The 19,507-nt window shown below is 73.3% G+C and carries 13 protein-coding genes and 1 riboswitch; of the genes, 7 read left to right on the top strand and 6 right to left on the bottom strand.

Annotation, left to right across the window (positions count from 1 at the left end):
* Positions 1-244 precede the first annotated feature (244 nt).
* On the top strand, positions 245-598 hold the full coding sequence (locus ACWD5Q_RS07455) for a hypothetical protein (RefSeq protein WP_451426080.1): 354 nt from the start codon (positions 245-247) through the stop codon (positions 596-598).
* On the opposite strand, the gene ACWD5Q_RS07450 is transcribed toward ACWD5Q_RS07455, so the two are convergent.
* Together ACWD5Q_RS07450 and ACWD5Q_RS07445 are read right to left on the bottom strand one after the other, a co-directional pair.
* Positions 576-1,544 carry an SLAC1 family transporter gene (locus ACWD5Q_RS07450; protein ID WP_451426079.1) on the bottom strand — a complete coding sequence of 323 codons (969 nt, stop codon included), beginning with the start codon at positions 1,542-1,544 and terminating at the stop codon, positions 576-578. The genes ACWD5Q_RS07455 and ACWD5Q_RS07450 overlap by 23 nt on opposite strands.
* Positions 1,545-1,765: 221 nt before the next feature.
* Positions 1,766-2,926, bottom strand: coding sequence for an NlpC/P60 family protein (locus ACWD5Q_RS07445; RefSeq protein ID WP_451426078.1), 1,161 nt, complete (start codon positions 2,924-2,926; stop codon positions 1,766-1,768).
* Between the two features lie 8 nt (positions 2,927-2,934).
* Positions 2,935-3,099, bottom strand: a riboswitch (cyclic di-AMP (ydaO/yuaA leader).
* Between the two features lie 253 nt (positions 3,100-3,352).
* Between ACWD5Q_RS07445 and pcrA the strand changes: the two genes are divergently transcribed.
* A complete protein-coding gene (gene pcrA / locus ACWD5Q_RS07440; RefSeq protein ID WP_451426077.1) occupies positions 3,353-5,872 on the top strand; it encodes a DNA helicase PcrA in 2,520 nt (839 codons plus the stop codon).
* Positions 5,873-5,922: 50 nt separating this feature from the next.
* On the opposite strand, the gene ACWD5Q_RS07435 is transcribed toward pcrA, so the two are convergent.
* Positions 5,923-7,557 carry a M23 family metallopeptidase gene (locus ACWD5Q_RS07435; RefSeq protein WP_451426076.1) on the bottom strand — a complete coding sequence of 545 codons (1,635 nt, stop codon included), beginning with the start codon at positions 7,555-7,557 and terminating at the stop codon, positions 5,923-5,925.
* A 210-nt stretch (positions 7,558-7,767) separates the two neighbouring features.
* Positions 7,768-8,628, bottom strand: coding sequence for a lipase family alpha/beta hydrolase (locus ACWD5Q_RS07430; RefSeq protein ID WP_451426075.1), 861 nt, complete (start codon positions 8,626-8,628; stop codon positions 7,768-7,770).
* A gap of 615 nt (positions 8,629-9,243) precedes the next feature.
* On the opposite strand from ACWD5Q_RS07430, the gene ACWD5Q_RS07425 reads away from it, so the two are divergent.
* Positions 9,244-9,660, top strand: a complete 417-nt coding sequence (locus ACWD5Q_RS07425) for a cobalamin B12-binding domain-containing protein (protein ID WP_311691157.1) — start codon at positions 9,244-9,246, stop codon at positions 9,658-9,660.
* Between the two features lie 81 nt (positions 9,661-9,741).
* On the opposite strand, the gene ACWD5Q_RS07420 is transcribed toward ACWD5Q_RS07425, so the two are convergent.
* Both ACWD5Q_RS07420 and ACWD5Q_RS07415 read right to left on the bottom strand, forming a co-directional pair.
* Complete coding sequence (locus ACWD5Q_RS07420) at positions 9,742-11,355, bottom strand: DUF5691 domain-containing protein (RefSeq protein WP_451426074.1); 1,614 nt, start codon at positions 11,353-11,355, stop codon at positions 9,742-9,744.
* Between the two features lie 41 nt (positions 11,356-11,396).
* A complete protein-coding gene (locus ACWD5Q_RS07415) occupies positions 11,397-12,749 on the bottom strand; it encodes an SWIM zinc finger family protein (RefSeq protein ID WP_451426073.1) in 1,353 nt (450 codons plus the stop codon).
* A gap of 151 nt (positions 12,750-12,900) precedes the next feature.
* Here ACWD5Q_RS07415 and ACWD5Q_RS07410 point away from each other — a divergent pair, with 151 nt between their 5' ends.
* The 4 genes from ACWD5Q_RS07410 to ACWD5Q_RS07395 all read left to right on the top strand — a co-directional run bounded on the left by ACWD5Q_RS07410 (position 12,901) and on the right by ACWD5Q_RS07395 (position 19,325).
* Positions 12,901-14,118: an ATP-binding protein gene (locus ACWD5Q_RS07410; RefSeq protein WP_451426072.1), complete on the top strand. Its 1,218-nt coding sequence runs from the start codon at positions 12,901-12,903 to the stop codon at positions 14,116-14,118.
* 130 nt (positions 14,119-14,248) lie between these two features.
* Positions 14,249-16,927 carry a DUF5682 family protein gene (locus ACWD5Q_RS07405; protein ID WP_451426071.1) on the top strand — a complete coding sequence of 893 codons (2,679 nt, stop codon included), beginning with the start codon at positions 14,249-14,251 and terminating at the stop codon, positions 16,925-16,927.
* Between the two features lie 29 nt (positions 16,928-16,956).
* Positions 16,957-18,144 (top strand): vWA domain-containing protein, encoded by a 1,188-nt coding sequence (locus tag ACWD5Q_RS07400; RefSeq protein ID WP_451426155.1) that lies wholly within the window; start codon positions 16,957-16,959, stop codon positions 18,142-18,144.
* 758 nt (positions 18,145-18,902) lie between these two features.
* On the top strand, positions 18,903-19,325 hold the full coding sequence (locus tag ACWD5Q_RS07395; RefSeq protein ID WP_451426070.1) for a hypothetical protein: 423 nt from the start codon (positions 18,903-18,905) through the stop codon (positions 19,323-19,325).
* The last annotated feature ends 182 nt before the right edge of the window (positions 19,326-19,507 follow it).

Genomic DNA, 19,507 nt, shown 5'->3' with positions numbered 1-19,507 from the left:
ACTTCACGCTGTGCGATGACCGTTGCGGCGGTTCCGGAACACCGGGAGACGACGGGGTGCTATAGGGCGCATTGATGCGGGGGCGCTCCACAGGGCGCCCCGGGAGGTGGCTCTGTGCCCCTTGCGGCGTCTTGGCACGATGCCCCGCAGGCCGGGCGCGGGTCCGTCTCCGCCGCCGTCGTCGCCGTCCCGCCTCGTGGCCCGGTGTCAGAGCCCTCCGCGTCCCTCGTTAGGCTCCGGCTTCATGGACGTACTCATCCATCTCTTCGTCGGCCTGCACATCGTCGGCATCGCCGCGCTCCTCGGCGGCTTCCTCACCCAGATGAAGGCGATGGGCCGGGGCACGGCCCGCTTCGTGCCCGCGATGCTGCACGGCGCGCTGACCATGCTGGTCACGGGTGTGGCGCTGGTCGGCCTCAACCAGGCGGAACATCACACCATCAACACGATCAAGATCGGCATCAAGCTGGCCCTGCTGATCGTGATCCTCGGCCTGGTCTACGTGAAGCGCGACGAGGAGCAGGTCGAGAAGCCCCTCTTCGCCCTGGTCGGGGCGCTGACCATGGTGAACGTCTTCATCGCCGTGCTGTGGACCTGAGGCTGACCGCCCCGGACCCGACGGCCCCGACGAGGACCGCGCACCAGACCGCCACCGCGATCCACAGCAGCACCTGGCCGGGGCCGCGCAGCCATGGCGCTCTGAGGCCGTCGGCGACGGACAGCGCCGCCACCGCCGTCATCCCCATCGGGAAGACGGTCGACCACCTCCGTACGTCGTAGCCCGTGCGCGGCCGGCCCAGCTCGGCCGCCGCCAGTACGCAGTACCAGGCGAAGGCGAGGGCGAGGAGGGCGATGGTGACGCTCCGCAGGACACCGGTGTCGTCGATGTTCCAGAGGTAGAGGCCCACCTGGGCGGCGTGGACCAGCCATGCCCCGGCCACCGCGGCGAGGGCGAGCGCACCGCCCGCCACCCACTGGTCGCCCGCGCCGGCCGTCACCTGCCGCCGGTCGAAGCACCACAGCCCGATCAGGTAGAACGCCAGACCGAACCAGAAGAACACCAGCGCCAGATGGGCGAGCCAGGCCACTCGCACGGCCGCGGCCAGCACCGCCCCGAGCACCGCGATTCCCTCCGTGGCCAGGCAGCCGAGGAACACCGCCCCGGACATACCGCGCTCCCAGTTCCGTACGACCAGGAGGACCAGAGCCGCCCACAGCACGAAGGCCAGCGCGAGGAGCGCCTCGGCGAGCTGCTGCCGGTCCAGGAACGACACCCGGGTGCCCAGCACGGCGGTGGCCGGGACCACCGCGAGCGCGGCCGGGGAGCCGGCCGGCCACCTCGCGCGTCCCCACAGCGGCCGTAGGGCGATGGCGGCGGCCAGTCCCAGCCAGGCGGCGCCCGCCAGGGCCAGGGCGATACGGGAGACCAGCTCGTGCCCGGTCTGGTGCAACCCGACCGACAGGACGCCGGTCGCCAACACGGCGGCCCCGGTGACGGGCGGACGCTGCGCCCACCAGGTGTGGAGCGCGGAGGTGCCAGACATGCGCCCGATGCTAGGGACGCGCGCACGGCTTGCGTACGGGGCACGCGCGCGTGGAGCCCGAAAACAACCCCACGCGCGCGTGGAGCCCGCGGACAGCCACGCGCGCGTACCGCCCGAAATTCCGGGGCGTGCCGCACGGGACCCGTGTGGCCGGGAAACGGCCACACCCCTGGGGCCCGCCGGAGCCTTGTCCCGGCCCGCCGGAACCGGAGTCGTCGGACTCAGGCCGGCCGCACCACGCTGTGGATGATCGACGCACCGCCGTAGTAGACCGACTCCTCGCGAACGTAGGCGCCCGGCTTCGGGGCGTGGATCATCATGCCGTCGCCGATGTAGAGGCCGACGTGGCTGATGTCGTCGTAGAAGAAGATCAGGTCACCCGGCTGGGCGTCGGAGAGCGACACCGTGGTGCCGACGTTCACCTGGGCGTACGTGGTGCGCGGCAGCGTGACTCCGGCGGCCTTCCACGCGGCCTGGGTCAGGCCCGAGCAGTCGTACGACCCGGGGCCCGTCGCGCCCCACACATACGGCTTGCCGATCTGCGCGCGGGCGTAGGCGAGGGCCTTCGCGGCCTGCGTCGCGTACGAGGAGTCCGCTGCGGTGGACCCCGAGGAGCCGGCCGTGGTGGTCGGCGACGGCTGCTGTGCTGCCTTCTCCTGTGCCGCCTTCTGCTGTGCCGCCTGCCGACGGGCCAGCGCCTCCGCCTGGCGCTGGGCCTCCTCCTGCTTCTGCTTCTCGAGCGCGGCGAGCCGCGCCTTCTCCTGCGCGGTCAGCTCGGACAGCAGCTCCCGTGCCGCGGTGAGCTTCCTCTGGACGTCCGACTTGGCCGTCCGGAGCGTCGTCTGCGACTCGGTGAGCGTCCGGAGGCTGTCGGTGGCCTCCTGGCGCTTCCTCATCGTCGCGGCTTGTTCGGTGACGTACTGGTCGACCGCTTCCTTCTGACGGCTGGTGAGCCGGCTCATCAGCTGCGTCTGGTCGAAGTAGTCCTGGGGGTTGTCGGCCAGCAGGAGGGTGGCCGTGTCGGGGGCCGCGGCCCCGGTCCGGTACTGCGCGGCGGCGAACGAACCCAGCTCCTCGCGCGCGTCGTTGAGCTTCTGCGTGCGCTGGGCCACGTCGTCGAGGAGGGAGTCGACGTTCTTGCGCTGCTCGGTCGATCTCTCCTTGGCCGCGTCGTACTTCTCGGTGGCCGACTCCGCCTGGCGGTAGAGGTCGTCGACCTTCTTCGCGACCTCCTCGACGCTGGGCCTGCCGTCGGCGGCGGGCGCGGCGTGGGCCGTCTGCGAGAGCAGTGCCACGGAGGTCAGGGCGGCCGTCGCGAGGGCGGGGGTCCGCATGCCCGCGATGCGTGGGCCCGAGGTGCGGGACTTGCGGTGCGGCGCCATGAGAGGCGTCTCCTTCCGTATTCCGCCTACCGGGTTAGCTGTCGGGTTCGGGCGGGTGGTTCGGAAGGTGTGCCCTACGGCCGTGTCCCCCAGGACGCTCGGCCGATTCACCCCAGGTCGGGTGGGTCCCCGGCTCCGGCCGCACGGGGCACCGGACTCGGCGGAGGCCGCGCGGCCCGGCGACCTTCGCCGGTGGGGGTCGTGCGGCCCGCCCGGCACGCTAGCCAACTCCTGTGGTTCTTGTGAAGGTTGATGCGAGATATGTCCGATACATTTCCGTGACCTCGGCCGCGGGGCCCCGCATCGGGCGCGCACCGTGAACGGGCGGGTCCGGACGGTGACCCGTGTTGTGCGAGTCCGGTCCATGGCACGGAGTTTTCGGGACGGCGGCCGGTTGTCGGTGGAGCGCCCTAGACTCGGAGAGCGATGAGCAGCCTCTTTGACGACAGCTTCCTGGCGGACCTCCAGGCCACCCCGGCCCCTGAGGAGGAACCCCCGCCGCCCGAGGACGATCATGCTCCGGAGCCGGTTCCGGACGATCTGTTCGGCGGGCGCTTCGACCTGCCGCCGGACCGGGACGCCTACTACCGCGACGGCGCGCCCCGCCCGGCCATCGACCCCCGGGCGCTGCTCGAGGGGCTGAACGAGAACCAGCGCGCGGCGGTCGTGCACGCCGGCTCCCCCCTGCTCATCGTGGCCGGTGCCGGCTCCGGCAAGACCCGTGTGCTCACGCACCGCATCGCCTATCTGCTGGCCGAGCGGGGTGTGCATCCCGGGCAGATCCTCGCGATCACCTTCACCAACAAGGCGGCGGGCGAGATGAAGGAGCGGGTCGAGCAGCTCGTCGGCCCGCGCGCGAACGCGATGTGGGTGATGACCTTCCACAGCGCGTGCGTCCGCATCCTGCGCCGCGAGAGCAAGAAGCTCGGCTTCACGTCCTCCTTCTCGATCTACGACGCCGCCGACAGCAAGCGTCTGATGGCGCTCGTCTGCCGGGACCTGGACCTCGATCCCAAGCAATTCCCGCCCAAGTCGTTCAGCGCCAAGATCTCCAACCTGAAGAACGAGCTGATCGACGAGGAGGACTTCGCCGCCCAGGCGACCGCGGGAGGGTTCGAGAAGACCCTTGCCCAGGCGTACGCGCTCTACCAGTCGAGGCTCCGCGAGGCGAACGCACTCGACTTCGACGACCTGATCATGACGACGGTCAATCTGCTGCGTGCTTTTCCGGACGTCGCCGAGCACTACCGCCGCCGCTTCCGCCACGTCCTCGTCGACGAGTACCAGGACACGAACCACGCCCAGTACGCCCTGGTCCGCGAGCTGGTCGGCACGGTCGAACACCCTGTGGACGCGCCGTCCGGCGAGGACGGCCTCCAGCCCGCCGAGCTGTGCGTCGTGGGTGACGCCGACCAGTCGATCTACGCCTTCCGCGGTGCCACCATCCGCAACATCCTCCAGTTCGAGGAGGACTACCCGGACGCCACCACGATCCTCCTGGAGCAGAACTACCGCTCCACGCAGACGATCCTGAGCGCCGCCAACGCGGTCATCGAGCGCAATGAGTCGCGCCGCCCCAAGAACCTGTGGACCAACGCGGGCTCGGGCGCGCGGATCACCGGCTATGTCGCCGACACGGAGCACGACGAGGCGCAGTTCGTCGCCGACGAGATAGACCGCCTCACCGACCGGGGCGAGGCAAAGCCGGGCGATGTCGCCGTCTTCTACCGCACCAACGCCCAGTCCCGTGTCTTCGAAGAGGTCTTCATCCGCGTCGGCCTGCCCTACAAGGTCGTCGGCGGCGTCCGCTTCTACGAGCGCAAGGAGGTCCGGGACGTCCTGGCCTACCTCCGGGTGCTGGCGAACCCGGAGGACTCCGTTCCGCTGCGGCGCATCCTGAACGTGCCGAAGCGGGGCATCGGTGAACGCGCCGAGGCGATGATCGACGCCCTGTCCCAGCGGGAGAAGATCAGCTTCTCGCAGGCACTGCGCCGCGTGGACGAGGCGTACGGCATGGCGGCCCGCTCGACGAACGCGGTCAAGCGGTTCAACGCGCTGATGGAGGACCTGCGGACGATCGTGGAGTCGGGCGCGGGCCCGGCCACGGTCGTGGAAGCCATCCTGGAACGCACCGGCTATCTGGCCGAACTCCAGGCCTCGACCGACCCCCAGGACGAGACCCGCATCGAGAACCTCCAGGAACTCGCCGCCGTGGCCCTGGAGTTCGAGCAGGAGCGCGGCGAGGACGCGGCGGGGGCCGCCGGCCCGGGGGGCACACTGGCCGACTTCCTGGAGCAGGTCGCCCTGGTCGCCGACTCCGACCAGATCCCCGACGACGAGGAGGGCGGCGGCGTCATCACGCTGATGACCCTCCACACCGCGAAGGGCCTGGAGTTCCCGGTGGTCTTCCTGACCGGCATGGAGGACGGCGTCTTCCCGCATATGCGGGCGCTCGGCCAGACCAAGGAACTCGAGGAGGAGCGGCGCCTGGCGTACGTGGGCATCACCCGCGCGCGAGAGCGGCTCTACCTCACCCGGTCCGCCCTGCGCAGTGCCTGGGGCCAGCCCTCGTACAACCCGCCCTCGCGCTTCCTGGAGGAGATCCCGGACCAGCACGTGGACTGGAAGCGGACGGGTGCCTCCTCCGCACCCGCTTCCACGGGTCCCGTCTCGGGCGTGGCGGCCTCCCTGTCCTCGTCACTGTCCTCGGCCCGGTCGCGGTCCTCGGCCGCGGGAGCGTCCGGGTTCGCCACACGCCGGGGCGGTGCGACGGAGAGGCCGGTGGTCTCCCTGGCGGTCGGCGACCGCGTCACGCACGACCAGTTCGGCCTGGGCATGGTGGTCGGGGTGAAGGGCACGGGTGTGAACGCGGAGGCGACGATCGACTTCGGGGACACGAAACCGAAGCGGCTGCTGCTGCGGTACGCGCCGGTGGAGAAGCTGTAGACCGCACGGGCAGGCCCCCGCCGAACGGCGGGGGCTCACCGGTGGGTCGATCAGGTGGGGTCCAGCCCGTGGCTGCGCAGCCAGGGCAGCGGGTCTATCGCGGCACCGCCGTTCGGCCGTACCTCGAAGTGCAGATGGGGGCCGGTGGAGTTGCCCGAGTTGCCGGAGTACGCGATCGGCTGGCCGGCCTTCACGACCGTCCCGGGTGCGACCCGGTAGCTGGAGAGGTGGCAGTACCACGTCTCCGTGCCGTCCATGGCTGTCAGGATCAGCATGTTGCCGTAGGCGCTGTTCCACTGGGTGCGGACCGTGCCGTCGGTCGCGGCCATGACCGTCGTGCCGTAGGAGACGGGGAAGTCGATACCGGTGTGCACCGACATCCAGTTGACCCCGGCCTGGCCGAAATAGGCGCTGAGCCCCCGCTGTGTGACCGGCAGCACGAACTTCGGCCGCATCCGCTCCTTGAGGGCCGCCTCAGCCGCCGCCTTCTTCTTCTCGGCCACCTGCTGGGCCTTGAGGTCGATCCGTTCCTGCGTACGGCTCGCCCGGTCCGCGAAGTCGTTCGCGCCCGCGGAGAGGTTCTCCAGCTGGGAGTCCAGCTTGTTGTTCGCGGTGGACGGTTTCACCGGCGTCGCGTCGGACGCGCTCGCCGTCGTCTCCTTGGTGTCGCTCCCGCCCACGCCGACGGTCGCGGCGGCGATCCCGGCGACTCCCATCACACACGCCGACGGCACGGCGATGGTCAGCAGCGCGGAGCGCCTCGCCGGGGTGCGGCGCCGGGACCGGCCGGCCGCGCGGGACGCGGCACGCGAGGCCGGCGCGGGAGTGACCTCTTCCTGGTCGTCGAGCAGGGGCGCGTCGTCGGACGGCTCACGCGGGGGTGCCGACTCGTCGTCGTCCGGGGCGTGCCGCTCGTGCGGGAGCTGTTCGAAGGTGGCGGTGGCCTGCTGGTCGAAGGCGTCCGCGGTGTCGAAGACCTGCGTCTCCGGGTGATCGAAGGTCTGCGTCGCGGCCTGGTCGAAGGTCCGCGTCGCGGCCTGATCGAAGGACTCGGCCTGTTCGAAGTGCGACGTCGCCGTGGTCGCCGCCGTCCGCGGGGCGTGCGCCTCGTGCTCGCCGGTGGCGCCCGCGTTCCACTGGGTGGCGTCGTACGCCCCCGTGTCGAATCCCTGCGTGCCCCAGTCCCACTGGGTCGCGTCGGCGGACCGGCCGGCCTCGTGCCAGGCCTGTGCGTCCCACTGGCCGGTGGCCTCGGGGGCCCCGGCCTGCGCGGGGATGCCGGCGAGCTGCTGGTAGCCCGCCGCCCAGGCGGTCGTGTCATGGCTGCCGGTGTCGAACGCGGCGTGATGCTGGGCGGCGTACGCGTCGTAGGGGAGCGTCTCGTGCGTGCCGGTGCCGAGCAGATGGCCGTCCGCGCCGTGCCCCGGATGACCGGCGGCCGACCACGCGGAGGTGTCGTACGAGCCGGTCGCGCCGTGGCCCGGGAGGTCACCGAAGAGGGGGTCGGCCGGGAAGGCCGTGGCCGTGTGGCCGCCGGAGCCGAACGCGGGCGTGGTGGGATCGGCGTACGACGTGAACTCACCGTACTGGCCGCCCTGCCCGCCGTACGACGCGTAGTGCGCCGAGGCGGCATCGGGGGCCGGAGCCGGGGGAGTCGCGGTCCCCGACGGGTGACGGTTGTTCACCAACGTCTCTTTCGCCTCGACAGCAGGGGCTGGCAGAGCAGTGCGGCGACTGTACCCGGCGGTATGCGGACGCGACAATCTTCCGCGGGTTTCCCTCGGGCAGGAAACGGGCAATCGCCCGTGTTTCGGCGGTCCCCGGGCACGGCCTTGGCTTTGCGTTCGATGAATGTTCGAGGGGCGTGGGGTGACGGGGAGATGCCGGAGCGGCCGTCACGCCACCGTCAGTCCCCCGGTGGGAGTGTCCGCCGGTGCCGCCGGGTGAGCGAGATCCAGCGCCTGCCGTATCCCGGTCGCGACCGCGGGGTGGACCGGCAGGGCCAGATGGCCGACCCCGCTCACCCGGACGTTGCGCGCCAGCAGGTCGGGGTGGTCGACGCAGGCCGTCTCCAGCGGATCCATCAGCGGGTCCAGATCGCTCCAGAAGCTCACGAAGTGGGTACGGCAACCGGGGGCCGGTTCGCGCAGTTCCTGGATCAGCTCGGAGTTCGGGCGCATCTGGCGGACGATGGGGTGCGCGTTCGCGAGGGGCGCGACCCGGGTGCCGGAGTGGGGTGTACCCAGCGTGACGAGCGTACGGACGTGGAGGTCGCCGCCGAGGCGCTGTACGTAGTACCGCGCGATCAGTCCGCCCAGGCTGTGGCCGACGACGTCCACCTGCGGCTGCCCGGTGCGTTCGCACAGCTCTTCTATGTGCCGGCCGAGCAGTTTCGCCGCGGTGCGGATGTCGCAGGTCAGCGGCGAGTAGTTGAGTGACTCGATGTGCTGCCGGCCGTGCTGGGCCAGATTGCGGCGCAGCAGTACGAAGACCGAGCGGTTGTCGATGAACCCGTGGAGCAGGATGACCGGGGGCCTGTCCTTGGCCGGCAGTGTCGCGGCGTCCGGCGGGAGCGGGAGCGCGTGGGCATGGCGCTCCTGGATGATTCCCGAGGGGTAGAGGAGCAGATGTCCGGCGAGAATCGCGAGCTCCAGGGCGGTCGCCTTCAGCAGGGCCATGGAGAGACCGGCCAGCCTGCCCGGAAACATGCGCCGGTACAGGGGGAGCAAAGGCTCCACTGCCCGCGTGACCATCATGGCCGACCTCCCGTCGGCGCACGCGAGGACGTCTGCGTCCCCTGTGTGCCCTTGTGGAAAGCCGTGTGGCGGTGGCCTGCGGGGCAGGTGCCGTGGATACGGCCGTACCGCGGGTGCGGCACATGAGCCGATGGCGCGGCGGGGCGCCCTTCTCGTCGCGATGACGAAAGGCGTTCCCGCCGTCCGCGTGATGCGGTTCCCGTCCTCCTTGTACGGGTGCGGCTCCCGCTGTCGTCGTGCCCTTGCAATCCTTATCGCCGGCGGGCCAGCCATCCGGCGCCCGGCCGGCGATGGCGTGGCCGCACTGAAGCGGCTCTCCGTGCGCACGATCCCCTCGGACCATGGCGCGCGAGCCGCTGATGCTGCGGCGCGTGTGCCGCGGGGAGGGGGGACCCTGCGCGGCGAACGTGTCCCATTGTGTGATTTCCCCCTCGGTCGCCACCGCGAAACTGCCGGTTGCGGGATGCTGGCGATAACGTTCGTTCACTTCCCGGTCGGTGCGGCGCGGGACGCCTGTGCCGTGTGGGGCTCGCGGCCCGTGTGTCCGCCGGTGCGGTGTGGCGGCGGGGCCGTACATCGGGTACAGGGTGGAGTAGTCGCTTCATGGAGGCAGTGATGGGTGTGGCAGCCGGTCCGATCCGCGTGGTGGTGGCCAAGCCGGGGCTCGACGGCCACGATCGCGGGGCCAAGGTGATCGCACGGGCGCTGCGCGACGCGGGTATGGAGGTCATCTACACCGGCCTCCACCAGACGCCCGAGCAGATCGTGGACACGGCGATCCAGGAGGACGCCGACGCGATCGGACTGTCGATCCTGTCCGGCGCGCACAACACGCTGTTCGCCGCGGTCATCGAACTGCTGAAGCAGCGTGAGGCCGAGGACATCCTGGTCTTCGGCGGCGGGATCATCCCGGAGGCGGACATCCCGCTGCTCAAGGAGAAGGGCGTCGCGGAGATCTTCACGCCCGGTGCGACGACCGCGTCGATCGTGGACTGGGTCCGGGCGAACGTGCGCCAGCCGGCCGGGGCCTGAGTCTTCCGGAGCCGGGGCCCGGCCCGCTTGGACCTCCCTCGGCCGGGCTGCCGGGCCCGGGATTCCCTGAGGCGGGCCGGCTCAGGGCTCTCCCAGCTCCTCCCGCATCGTCGCCCGCAGGCGCAGCGTCGTCGTCAGGCGCTGGAAGGCCTCGGCCCAGTAGCCGACCGCCCCCGGCGACGCGTCCTCCGGCTCGTCCGGTATCGCCGTCAGCGCGGCGAGGCGACCGGCCTCCGCCGGGTCCAGACAGCGTTCCGCCAGACCCATCACCCCGCTGAAACTCCATGGATAGCTCCCCGCGTCCCGCGCGATGTTGAGCGCGTCCACCACCGCCGGGCCCAGCGGGGCGGCCCACGGAACCGCGCACACCCCGAGCAACTGGAACGCCTCCGACAGTCCGTGAGCGGCGATGAACCCGGCCACCCACTCGGCCCGTTCGGCCGCGCCCAGCGTCGACAGCAGTCCCGCCCGCTCGGCCAGGGAGACCGCGCCCGGGCCTCCGGCCTCCGTCGCCGAGGGCGGCCCGAGCAGCGCCCGGGACCAGCCGGGGTCCCCCTGCCGGACCGCCGCCCGGCACCAGGCCGCGTGCAGTTCGTCCCGCCAGTCGTCCGCCACCGGCAGCGCGACGATCTCCGCCGGCGTACGTCCCTTCCCGCGTGCCGTCCATGTGCCGAGCGGTGCCGCCTCCACCAACTGGCCCAGCCACCACGATCGTTCACCCCGCCCGGCCGGCGGCGTCGGCACCACCCCGTCCCGCTCCATGCCCGGATCGCACTCGTGCGGCGCCTCGACCACGAGCATCGGCTCCCCCGCCGTACGGTCGACCGCCACACAGGCCGCCGCCCGCGCCGCCATCCGCGCCGCCAGCGCCGACCCCGGCAGCGCCGCCAGCAACTCCGCAGCCGTCGCCCGCACAGTGCGGCTCCGGTCGGACAGCGCCTGTTCCAGGAACGGCTCGTCCGCGGGCTCCAGGCCCGCACGGAGGGAGTCGAGGAACATCAAGCGGTCCTCGGCCCGCTCGGTCGCCCAGGTGCCGGCCAGCAGCGCACGCGCGGCGGCCGGCCGGCGGGCGCGGAGGGCGCCGAGCAGGGCCACCCGCTCGGCGAACAGTCCCTGCTCCCAGAGGCGTTGGACATGCGCGGGATCCTCCGTCGCCCGCGGGGACCCATCGCCGGGCGCGGAGCGCAGCGCGAACCGCCAGTCCGGATTGAGCCGGGCCAGCCACAGGGCGCGCGGACCGGCGAAGGCCATCACCGCGGGACGCAGGTCCGTACGCCCGCGGGCCGCGTCCAGGAGCGCGGGCAGCGCCTCCGGGGGTGGTGCGAAGCCGCGCGCATGGGCCAGCTCCAGCCACTGGGGCAGCAGTTCCATGAGGTCGGGCGCCGTCCCCCGGCGGCCGCCGCCCGTGCCCGGGCGGTCGGACAGCAGCAGGGCCAGTCTGCGGGCCGCCGCGGGCGGCAGCGGCGGACGAGGGTCCGGCGCGGCCGGCTCCGGCCTGGTCCCGGCCGGTGCCGGCCGCAGCCCGGCCCTGCGGCGCACGGTCTCCACGGCGGCCAGGTCCAGCAGCGCCGTCGGCGCCTCCCGGCCGGACGCCCAGGGCGGCGTACGCCGGTCGGTGCCGAGCAGAGCCACGGTCACCAGCTCCTCCCAGGGCACGGCGGGGGGCGTGTCCGGCGCGGCGGGGATCGCACCCATGTCGGTCCCTTCCTTGTCGGCAGCGAGTCGCTTCGGTGTCGTCAGCACAGCGGGACCGCCTCTCCGGCACCCTCCGGCCAGGCGGTCAGCGGAGTGAAGCCGCGGTGGCCGCACTCCCCGAAGACCGTGACGGGGGCTCCGCCCGACAGGGCGACCAGCCGCCACAGGCCCGGGCGGGCGCCCGCCGAACGGGTGAGAGGCAGCGCCGTGTCGCCGTCCGCGTCCGCCAGTTGCCAGGAGTCCTCGACCGGTGTCGGTATGACCCGGCCCAGGGTCGCCGGAAACGAGTCCAGCCACGGGTCCTCCCGCAGCGCCTGCCCGTACCTCGCCACCGCCTGGGGCGTGGTCATGCCCGGCGGCCGGACACCCGTCGGTGCCGCGGGCGCGAACTGCTCGCCCAGCGCGGCCCGCAGTTGCCCCGCCCCCGGATACGCGGACACCTCCGCCTCCAGTACCAGGCCCACCGGCAGCGCCGGCTCCGGTGCGCGTCCGGCCGCCCCGTAGGAGAGGAGCAGCGCCGTACGGCCCGAGTCCGCGCCGTACAGCCAGATGCGGCGCGTCGTGAGGCGGCTGTCCGAGGTGTCGTACTGGGCCAGGACCAGCCAGCGGTCACGGATGGGCGGACCGTCGGGCGAGCCCGGAAGGCCCACCCGGGAACGGACCGTCGCCGCCAGTTCGTCCGGCAGCCGCTCGCGGCGCAGCCAGCCCTGGCCGAGAAGGTGCAGCAGCGCACACTCCTCCACCAGCCGCACCGGCCAACCCGGTCCCGACGACGGGATCGCCCCCAGCTCCCGCACGCGCGCGGCCAGTCCCGGCGCCTGCGCGTCGACCATACGGGCCGCCGTCTCCTCCCCCATCCCGTGCCCCTCCCGGTCGGCCGTGGCGAGGCCGCCGCGCAGCAGGTCCGCCAGCCGCTGCTCCAGCTCCGCCGCCCCCGCCGTGATCCGCTCGGCCCGCCGCTCCGCCCTGCGCCGGGCCGCCTCCGGATCGGCCGTCCTCGCGGAGCCCGCGCCGGTGGCCGGCCGCTCCTCCCGTGTCTGCTGTCCGCGCCCCTTGATCCACTGCTCCGCCCAGTCCGGCGCCCGCCCCCGAGACACCGTCCCGTCCCCGCTCGCCCGGAGCAGCAGCAGTCCCAACGCGTGCCGGCACGGGAACGTGCGGCTCGGGCAACTGCACGTGGACGCCGGACCGGCGGTGCCCGCGAGATCGACGACCGTCCGGTACGTACTGCCGCCGCTGCCCTTGCACACCCCCCACACCGTCCCCTCGTCCGATCTGCCAGCCTCCGACCACGGCCCGGCCGCGCCGAGTTCGCTTCCCGCCTTGCGCGACGCGGCGTCAGGCGCCAGTGCCAGCACCTGCTCCGTGGTCCAGCGCACCCCCTGCTCAGTCATGTCTCGAAGGTAGGTCCCGGCACTGACAATCACCGGACGGTGAGCGTTTGCGCAGGTCACGTGCATTGTCAGTGGCGTGGTGCACGGTTGGTGGCAGATCCGAACCGGCCGAGCTGAGGGGGATGTCGCCATGCGTGTGTCCGTTGATCCGATGTCCGTCGAACCGAACCCGAGCGAGCCCGCTCCCGCGAACGAGGGCAGGGGTGCGGGCCTTGGCGAGGGGGTGTCCGCGCCCGTGCGCACGCCCGCGGACGTAACGGCGGGGGAGCGGCCGCAAGGGCGGGCGGCGGAGGAGGCTCTGCGGCCGCACGCCGAGGACGCCTTCGCGGCCGAACTCGCCGCGCTGGCCGCGCAGGACGACAAGCCCCGCCCGGCCCGCTGGCGGCTGTCGCCCTGGGCCGTGGCCCGCTATCTGCTGGGCGGCACGCTGCCGGACGGCACGGTGATCACCCCGAAGTACGTCGGTCCGCGCCGCATCGTCGAGGTCGCCGTCACCACGCTCGCCACCGACCGCGCACTGCTTCTGCTCGGGGTGCCCGGCACGGCCAAGACCTGGGTGTCCGAACACCTCGCGGCGGCCGTCAGCGGCCACTCGACCCTGCTGGTACAGGGCACGGCCGGCACACCGGAGGAGGCGATCCGCTACGGCTGGAACTACGCGCGGCTGCTCGCGCACGGTCCCAGCCGTGACGCGCTCGTGCCGAGCCCCGTCATGCGGGCCATGGCCGAGGGGAGGGTCGCGCGCGTCGAGGAGCTGACCCGCATCCCGGCCGACGTGCAGGACACGCTGATCACGATCCTGTCGGAGAAGACCCTGCCGATACCGGAGCTGGGGCAGGAGGTGCAGGCCGTCCGGGGCTTCAACCTGATCGCGACGGCCAACGACCGCGACCGCGGGGTCAACGACCTGTCGAGCGCCCTGCGCCGCCGGTTCAACACGGTGGTGCTGCCGCTTCCGGAGAGCGCCGACGCGGAGGTGGACATCGTCTCCCGCCGGGTCGAGCAGATCGGCCGCTCGCTCGACCTGCCGGCGATGCCCGACGGCATGGACGAGATCCGCCGCGTGGTCACGGTCTTCCGTGAGCTGCGCGACGGGGTCACCACGGACGGCCGGACGAAACTCAAGTCGCCCAGCGGGACGCTGTCCACCGCCGAGGCCATCTCCGTGGTCACGGGCGGGCTCGCGCTGGCCGCGCACTTCGGCGACGGCGTGCTGCGGGCCGGCGATGTGGCCGCGGGCATCCTCGGCGCCGTCGTCCGCGATCCGGCGGCCGACCGTGTGGTCTGGCGGGAGTACCTGGAGGCGGTGGTCCGGGAGCGGGACGGCTGGGCGGACTTCTACCAGGCGTGCCGGGAGGTGACCGGATGAACGGCGCCTTCCGTCCCGCAGGGGGTCCGGCGAACGGGACGAGGAAGCCGGCGGGTGCGGGGGACCCCGGCGTCCCGGCGGCAGCCGGGCCCGGTCGACCGGGAGTGCCCGGGTGGGTGAGGGGGATCGCATGACGGGCGTGGACATTCCGCCGGGCGACGTGGCCGGTGAGGGGCCGCTGCTGCTCGGGGTGCGGCACCACGGGCCGGGCTCCGCCCGTGCCGTGCGGGCCGCGTTGGAGGCGGCGCGGCCACGGACCGTGCTGATCGAGGGGCCACCGGAGGCGGACGCCCTGATCCCGCTGGCGGCGGACGAGGACATGCGGCCGCCGGTGGCACTGCTCGCCCACGCCGTGGACGAACCCGGACGGTCGGCGTTCTGGCCGCTGGCCGCGTTCTCCCCGGAATGGGTGGCGCTCCGCTGGGCCCTGGAGCACGGAGTCCCGGCCCGGTTCATCGATCTGCCGGCGACGCACACCCTGGCATGGGACCAGGAGGAGCCACCACCGACGGCGCAGGAGCCCGGGGACGCCGAGCCCGAGGCGGTGGACGAGGCGCCTGCGGACGCCGAGCGTGAGGCGGCGGACGAGACATCTGCGGACGCCGAGCCCGGGGCGGGGCGCGGGATGCCCGGGGGCGCCGCGCCGGTACCCGGGGGCGAGGCGGCGCCCCGCTCGGCCCATCGCTCCGGCGACGCCCTCCGCGTCGACCCCCTGGCCGTGCTCGCCGAGACCGCCGGGTACGACGACCCCGAGCGGTGGTGGGAGGACGTCGTCGAGCACCGGGGGGTGGGCGACGACCCCCTCGCGCCGTTCACGGTCCTGGAGGAGGCCATGGCCGCCCTGCGGGAGGAGTACGGCACCGGGGGACACCGGCGCGACCTGGTGCGGGAGGCGCATATGCGGCTCCAGGTGCGCTCGTCACTGCGGGAGTTCGGCCCCCGGGTGGCCGTGGTGTGCGGCGCCTGGCATGTGCCCGCGCTGCGACGTGGGACCACCGTCGCCGCCGACCGTGCCCTGCTGAAGGGGCTGCCCAAGGTGAAGGCGGACATGACCTGGGTGCCCTGGACCCACCGGCGGCTGTCCCGGGCCGGTGGTTACGGGGCGGGGATCGACTCGCCCGGCTGGTACGCGCATCTGTTCGCCGCGCCCGACCGTCCCGTCGAGCGATGGCTGACCAAGGTCGCCAGGCTGCTCAGGGAGGAGGACCGGATCGTGTCGTCCGCGCACGTCATCGAGGCGGTGCGGCTCGCCGGCACGCTCGCGGCGCTGCGCGGGCGCCCGCTGCCGGGGTTGTCCGAGACGACCGACGCGGTCCGGGCGGTGATGTGCGAGGGCTCGGACGTGCCGCTGGCGCTGGTGCACGACCGCCTCGTGGTCGGCGACGTGCTGGGCGAGGTGCCGGCGTCGGCTCCCGCCGTGCCCTTGCAGCGGGACCTCGCGCGGCTCCAGAAGCGGCTGCGACTGAAACCGGAGCCGCTGGAGCGGGAGGCGGAGCTGGATCTGCGCAAGGACACCGACGCCGGGCGCAGCCGGCTGCTGCACCGGCTGTGCCTCCTCGGCGTCGGCTGGGGCGAGCCCGTGGTCTCGCGCGGCAGCACGGGCACGTTCCGGGAGACCTGGCGGCTGCGCTGGGAGCCGGAGCTGGCGGTGCGGGTCGCGGAGGCGGGAGTCTGGGGGACGACCGTGCTCGCCGCCGCGACTGCCAAGGCCGAGGCGGACGCGGTCGCCGCGCGGGCGCTCGCCGATGTCACGGCGCTCGCCGAGCGGTGCCTCCTGGCGGAACTCCCGGACGCGCTGCCCGTGGTGATGCGGGTGCTCGCCGACCGGGCGGCCCTGGACACCGATGTCGGCCACCTCGCCCAGGCCCTGCCCGCCCTGGTCCGCTCGCTGCGCTACGGAGACGTGCGCGGCACGGACACCCGGGCCCTGGCCGAGGTCGCGGCAGGCCTCGCGGAGCGGGTGTTCGTCGGACTGCCACCGGCGTGCGCCGCGCTCGATGCGGAGGCGGCCGAGGAGATGCGCCGTCATCTGGACGCCGTGCACGGGGCGGTGGGGCTGCTGGCGGAGGGGGCCGCGGCGGCCGACGGCGAGATACGGGGGCGGTGGCGTTCCGTGCTGCGGGCGCTGTCCGGCCGGGACACCGTCGCGGGGGTCGTCCGGGGGCGCGCCGTGCGACTTCTCCTGGACGACGGGAAGTTGGCGCAGGACGAGGCCGCGCGGCTCATGGGGCGCGCGCTGTCGCCGGGTACGGCCCCGGCGGAGGCGGCCGCGTGGATCGAGGGGTTCGTCGGAGGCGGCGCCGGCGGCGGGCTGCTGCTCGTGCATGACGAGCGGCTGCTCGGGCTCGTGGACGCGTGGCTGACGGGGGTGCCGGCGGAGGCGTTCACCGGCGTACTGCCCCTGCTGCGGCGCACGTTCTCGGCGTACGAGCCGGGAGTCAGACGCACACTCGGCGAGGTGCTGCGGCGAGGGCCGAAGGTGCCGGGGAGCACGGTGGCCGTCGGCGCGGGCGTGTTCGGGTTCGCGCCCGACCTGGACGCGGGGCGGGCGGACGCGGTGGTCCCGCTGGTGCGACTGCTGCTCGGCCTGGACGACCCCGGTGGCAGTGGTTCGGGTGGACCTGACGGCAGGGGTCCGGGCGGGCGCGACGGCAAGGGCCCGGGTGGGCGTGACGGCAGCGGCTCGGGTGGGCCTGACGGCAGCGACCTGGGCGGTCGCGACGGCAGCAGCCTGAGCGGGCCCGGCGGCAGTGACCCGGGTGGGCCCGGTGGCAGGGATGGCGACGACCTGGTGGGGGTGGCTCGATGAGCACGGACACGACCGGCCGTGGGGCGGCCATGCCCTCCGGGGGCCGGGACGGCGGCACGGCCGGGGCGGCGGCCGGGCCCGACGAGCGGTTGCGGCGCTGGCGGCTCGTGCTCGGCGGCGACTCGGCGGACGGTACCGGGTGCGGGCTGGCCGGACGGGACGCGGCGATGGACGGGGCACTGACCGCGCTGTACGGAAAGGGGGACGCCCCGCCTCAGGGCCGGAACCGATCGGCGGGGCTGGGGGCGTCGGCGCCGTCCGTCGCTCGTTGGCTCGGGGACATCCGGACGTACTTCCCGTCATCCGTCGTCCAGGTCATGCAGCGCGACGCCATCAACAGACTCGGTCTGGCCACGCTGCTGCTGGAACCGGAGATGCTCGAGGCCGTCGAGGCGGATGTGCACCTGGTCGGCACGCTGCTCTCGTTGAACAAGGCGATGCCGGAGACCACCCGGGAGACGGCACGGGCGGTGGTGCGCAAGGTCGTCGAGGATCTCGAGAAGCGGCTCGCCACCCGCACTCGGGCCACGCTCACCGGCGCCCTCGACCGCAGCGCCCGCGTCCACCGGCCCCGCCACCACGACATCGACTGGAACCGCACGATCGCCGCCAACCTCAAGCACTATCTGCCGGAGCACCGCACGGTCGTACCGGAGCGGCTGATCGGGTACGGGCGGGCGTCCCGGTCCATGAAGAAGGAGGTCATCCTCTGCATCGACCAGTCGGGGTCGATGGCGGCGTCGGTGGTGTACGCGTCGGTGTTCGGGGCGGTCCTCGCGTCCATGCGGTCCCTCGCGACCCGGCTCGTCGTCTTCGACACGGCCGTCGTGGACCTCACCGACCAGCTCGACGACCCGGTCGACGTCCTCTTCGGCACCCAGCTCGGCGGCGGCACGGACATCAACAGGGCGCTGGCGTACTGCCAGTCGCGGATCAGCCGGCCCACGGAGACGGTCGTGGTCCTCATCAGTGACCTGTACGAAGGGGGGATCCGGGACGAGATGATCAAGCGGGTGGCGGCGATGAAGGCGTCGGGGGTGCAGTTCGTGGCGCTGCTCGCGCTTTCCGACGAGGGGACGCCCGCGTACGACCGTGAGCACGCCGCGGCGCTGGCGGCACTGGGGACACCGGCGTTCGCGTGCACGCCCGATCTGTTCCCGGACGTGATGGCGGCGGCGATAGAGAAACGGCCCCTGCCGGTGCCGGAGACGGTGTGACCAGGGCGAGGGCCGCCTCGCAAACCGGACACCATTTGACGCAAGGGGGAAACCGGATATGACCACCCATCGGTAACAGGGGGCTTGCGCAACGGCGGGAGAGGCGTGCAAGGATCGACGGCGTTTCGACCTCGACGGTGCGCCGCGTCGCCCGTACCGCTTTGTTCCGCCGCACGGAGGCTCTCCCCGTCGTGACCCTGCCAGCCGCACTGCCTTTCGCCGGTGCCGCACTGCGCGTGATGCGTATGGCGGCGGGGCGGCGTGCGCTGCATCTGGCACTGCTGGTGGGAGGGTTGCTCGCGCTGGGGCTGCTCGGTGAGGGACCGGCTCACGCGGCGGACCGGCACGTCGTGGTCGGAGACATCGTCCGTCAGGCGGGGCATGCCGTTCCCGGCAGTCCCGTACGGCCCGTTGCCGACCCACTCGTGCGACCAGTCGGGGACTTCGATGTGCGACCGGTCGGGGACGCGGTTGTGCGGCCGGTGGGGGATACGGTCGGGGATGCGGTCGTACGGCCGTTGGGGGATGTGGTCGTGCGGCCGGTCGAGGACTCGGTCGTACGACCGGTCGAGGACCCCGTTGTACGGCCGGTCGGGGACGCGGTTGCGCGCCCCGTCGAGGGCCTCGTGCAGACGGTGTCCGAGGTTCTGGCAGGCGCACCGTCACCACCGTTGCCCCTCCCGCCCCTTCCCTCCCTCCCGTCCCTTCCTTCCCTCCCGTCCCTTCCTTCCCTCCCCTCGGTCCCGTCCGTGCCGCCGGTGCCGGGGCTTCCCGGGCTTCCGGGTACGCCGGAGCTTCCCGGGCAGCCGACGCCGTCCGGGCACACCCTGCCCGGGGCGTCGGTGTCGGACCGGTCGGCCGGCGGGGCGGAGTACGACCGGGTGGGGGAGGCCGGGCCGCGGGTCGCCGCGGCCGATGTGACGGCGGGGCAGTACACACACCGTGCCCTCCGCCTTCCCCGGCCCGCGGACGCGCCCCTGCACCGCTCGCCCGACGGCGCACCGGCGGGCGTGTCCGGCGCGCAGTCGGCCGGCGGCGACGGTACGCCGCGGCACGGTGACGGGCACGCCGTCGCGTGGAACCACCGGGTGCCGTTGCGGCTTCTGCCCGGCGCCACCGCGGTCGTCACCGCGGACGGGACCCGGGACCGCCACCGGGACATCCCCGAGTTCCCCGGTTAGGGCAGCGGCTCCCCCTCCGCGCGAGACCAGACGCGCGGGGGCGGAACAGGCCTGCCCGCCGTCCGGACTCCCCTTCCGCCGCCGTCCTCGGACGGAAGCCATCGGGCCCGAGCCGCACTGCCGGACCGTATCCATGGCCACCGCTCCCCGGACCGCCCACGGATCCGCTGGCCCTACGTCGA

It is taken from the genome of Streptomyces sp. NPDC002513, assembly GCF_053595355.1.
Note: the sequence above shows the minus strand (reverse complement) of the source record. Positions and strands in the feature narration are given on the sequence as shown.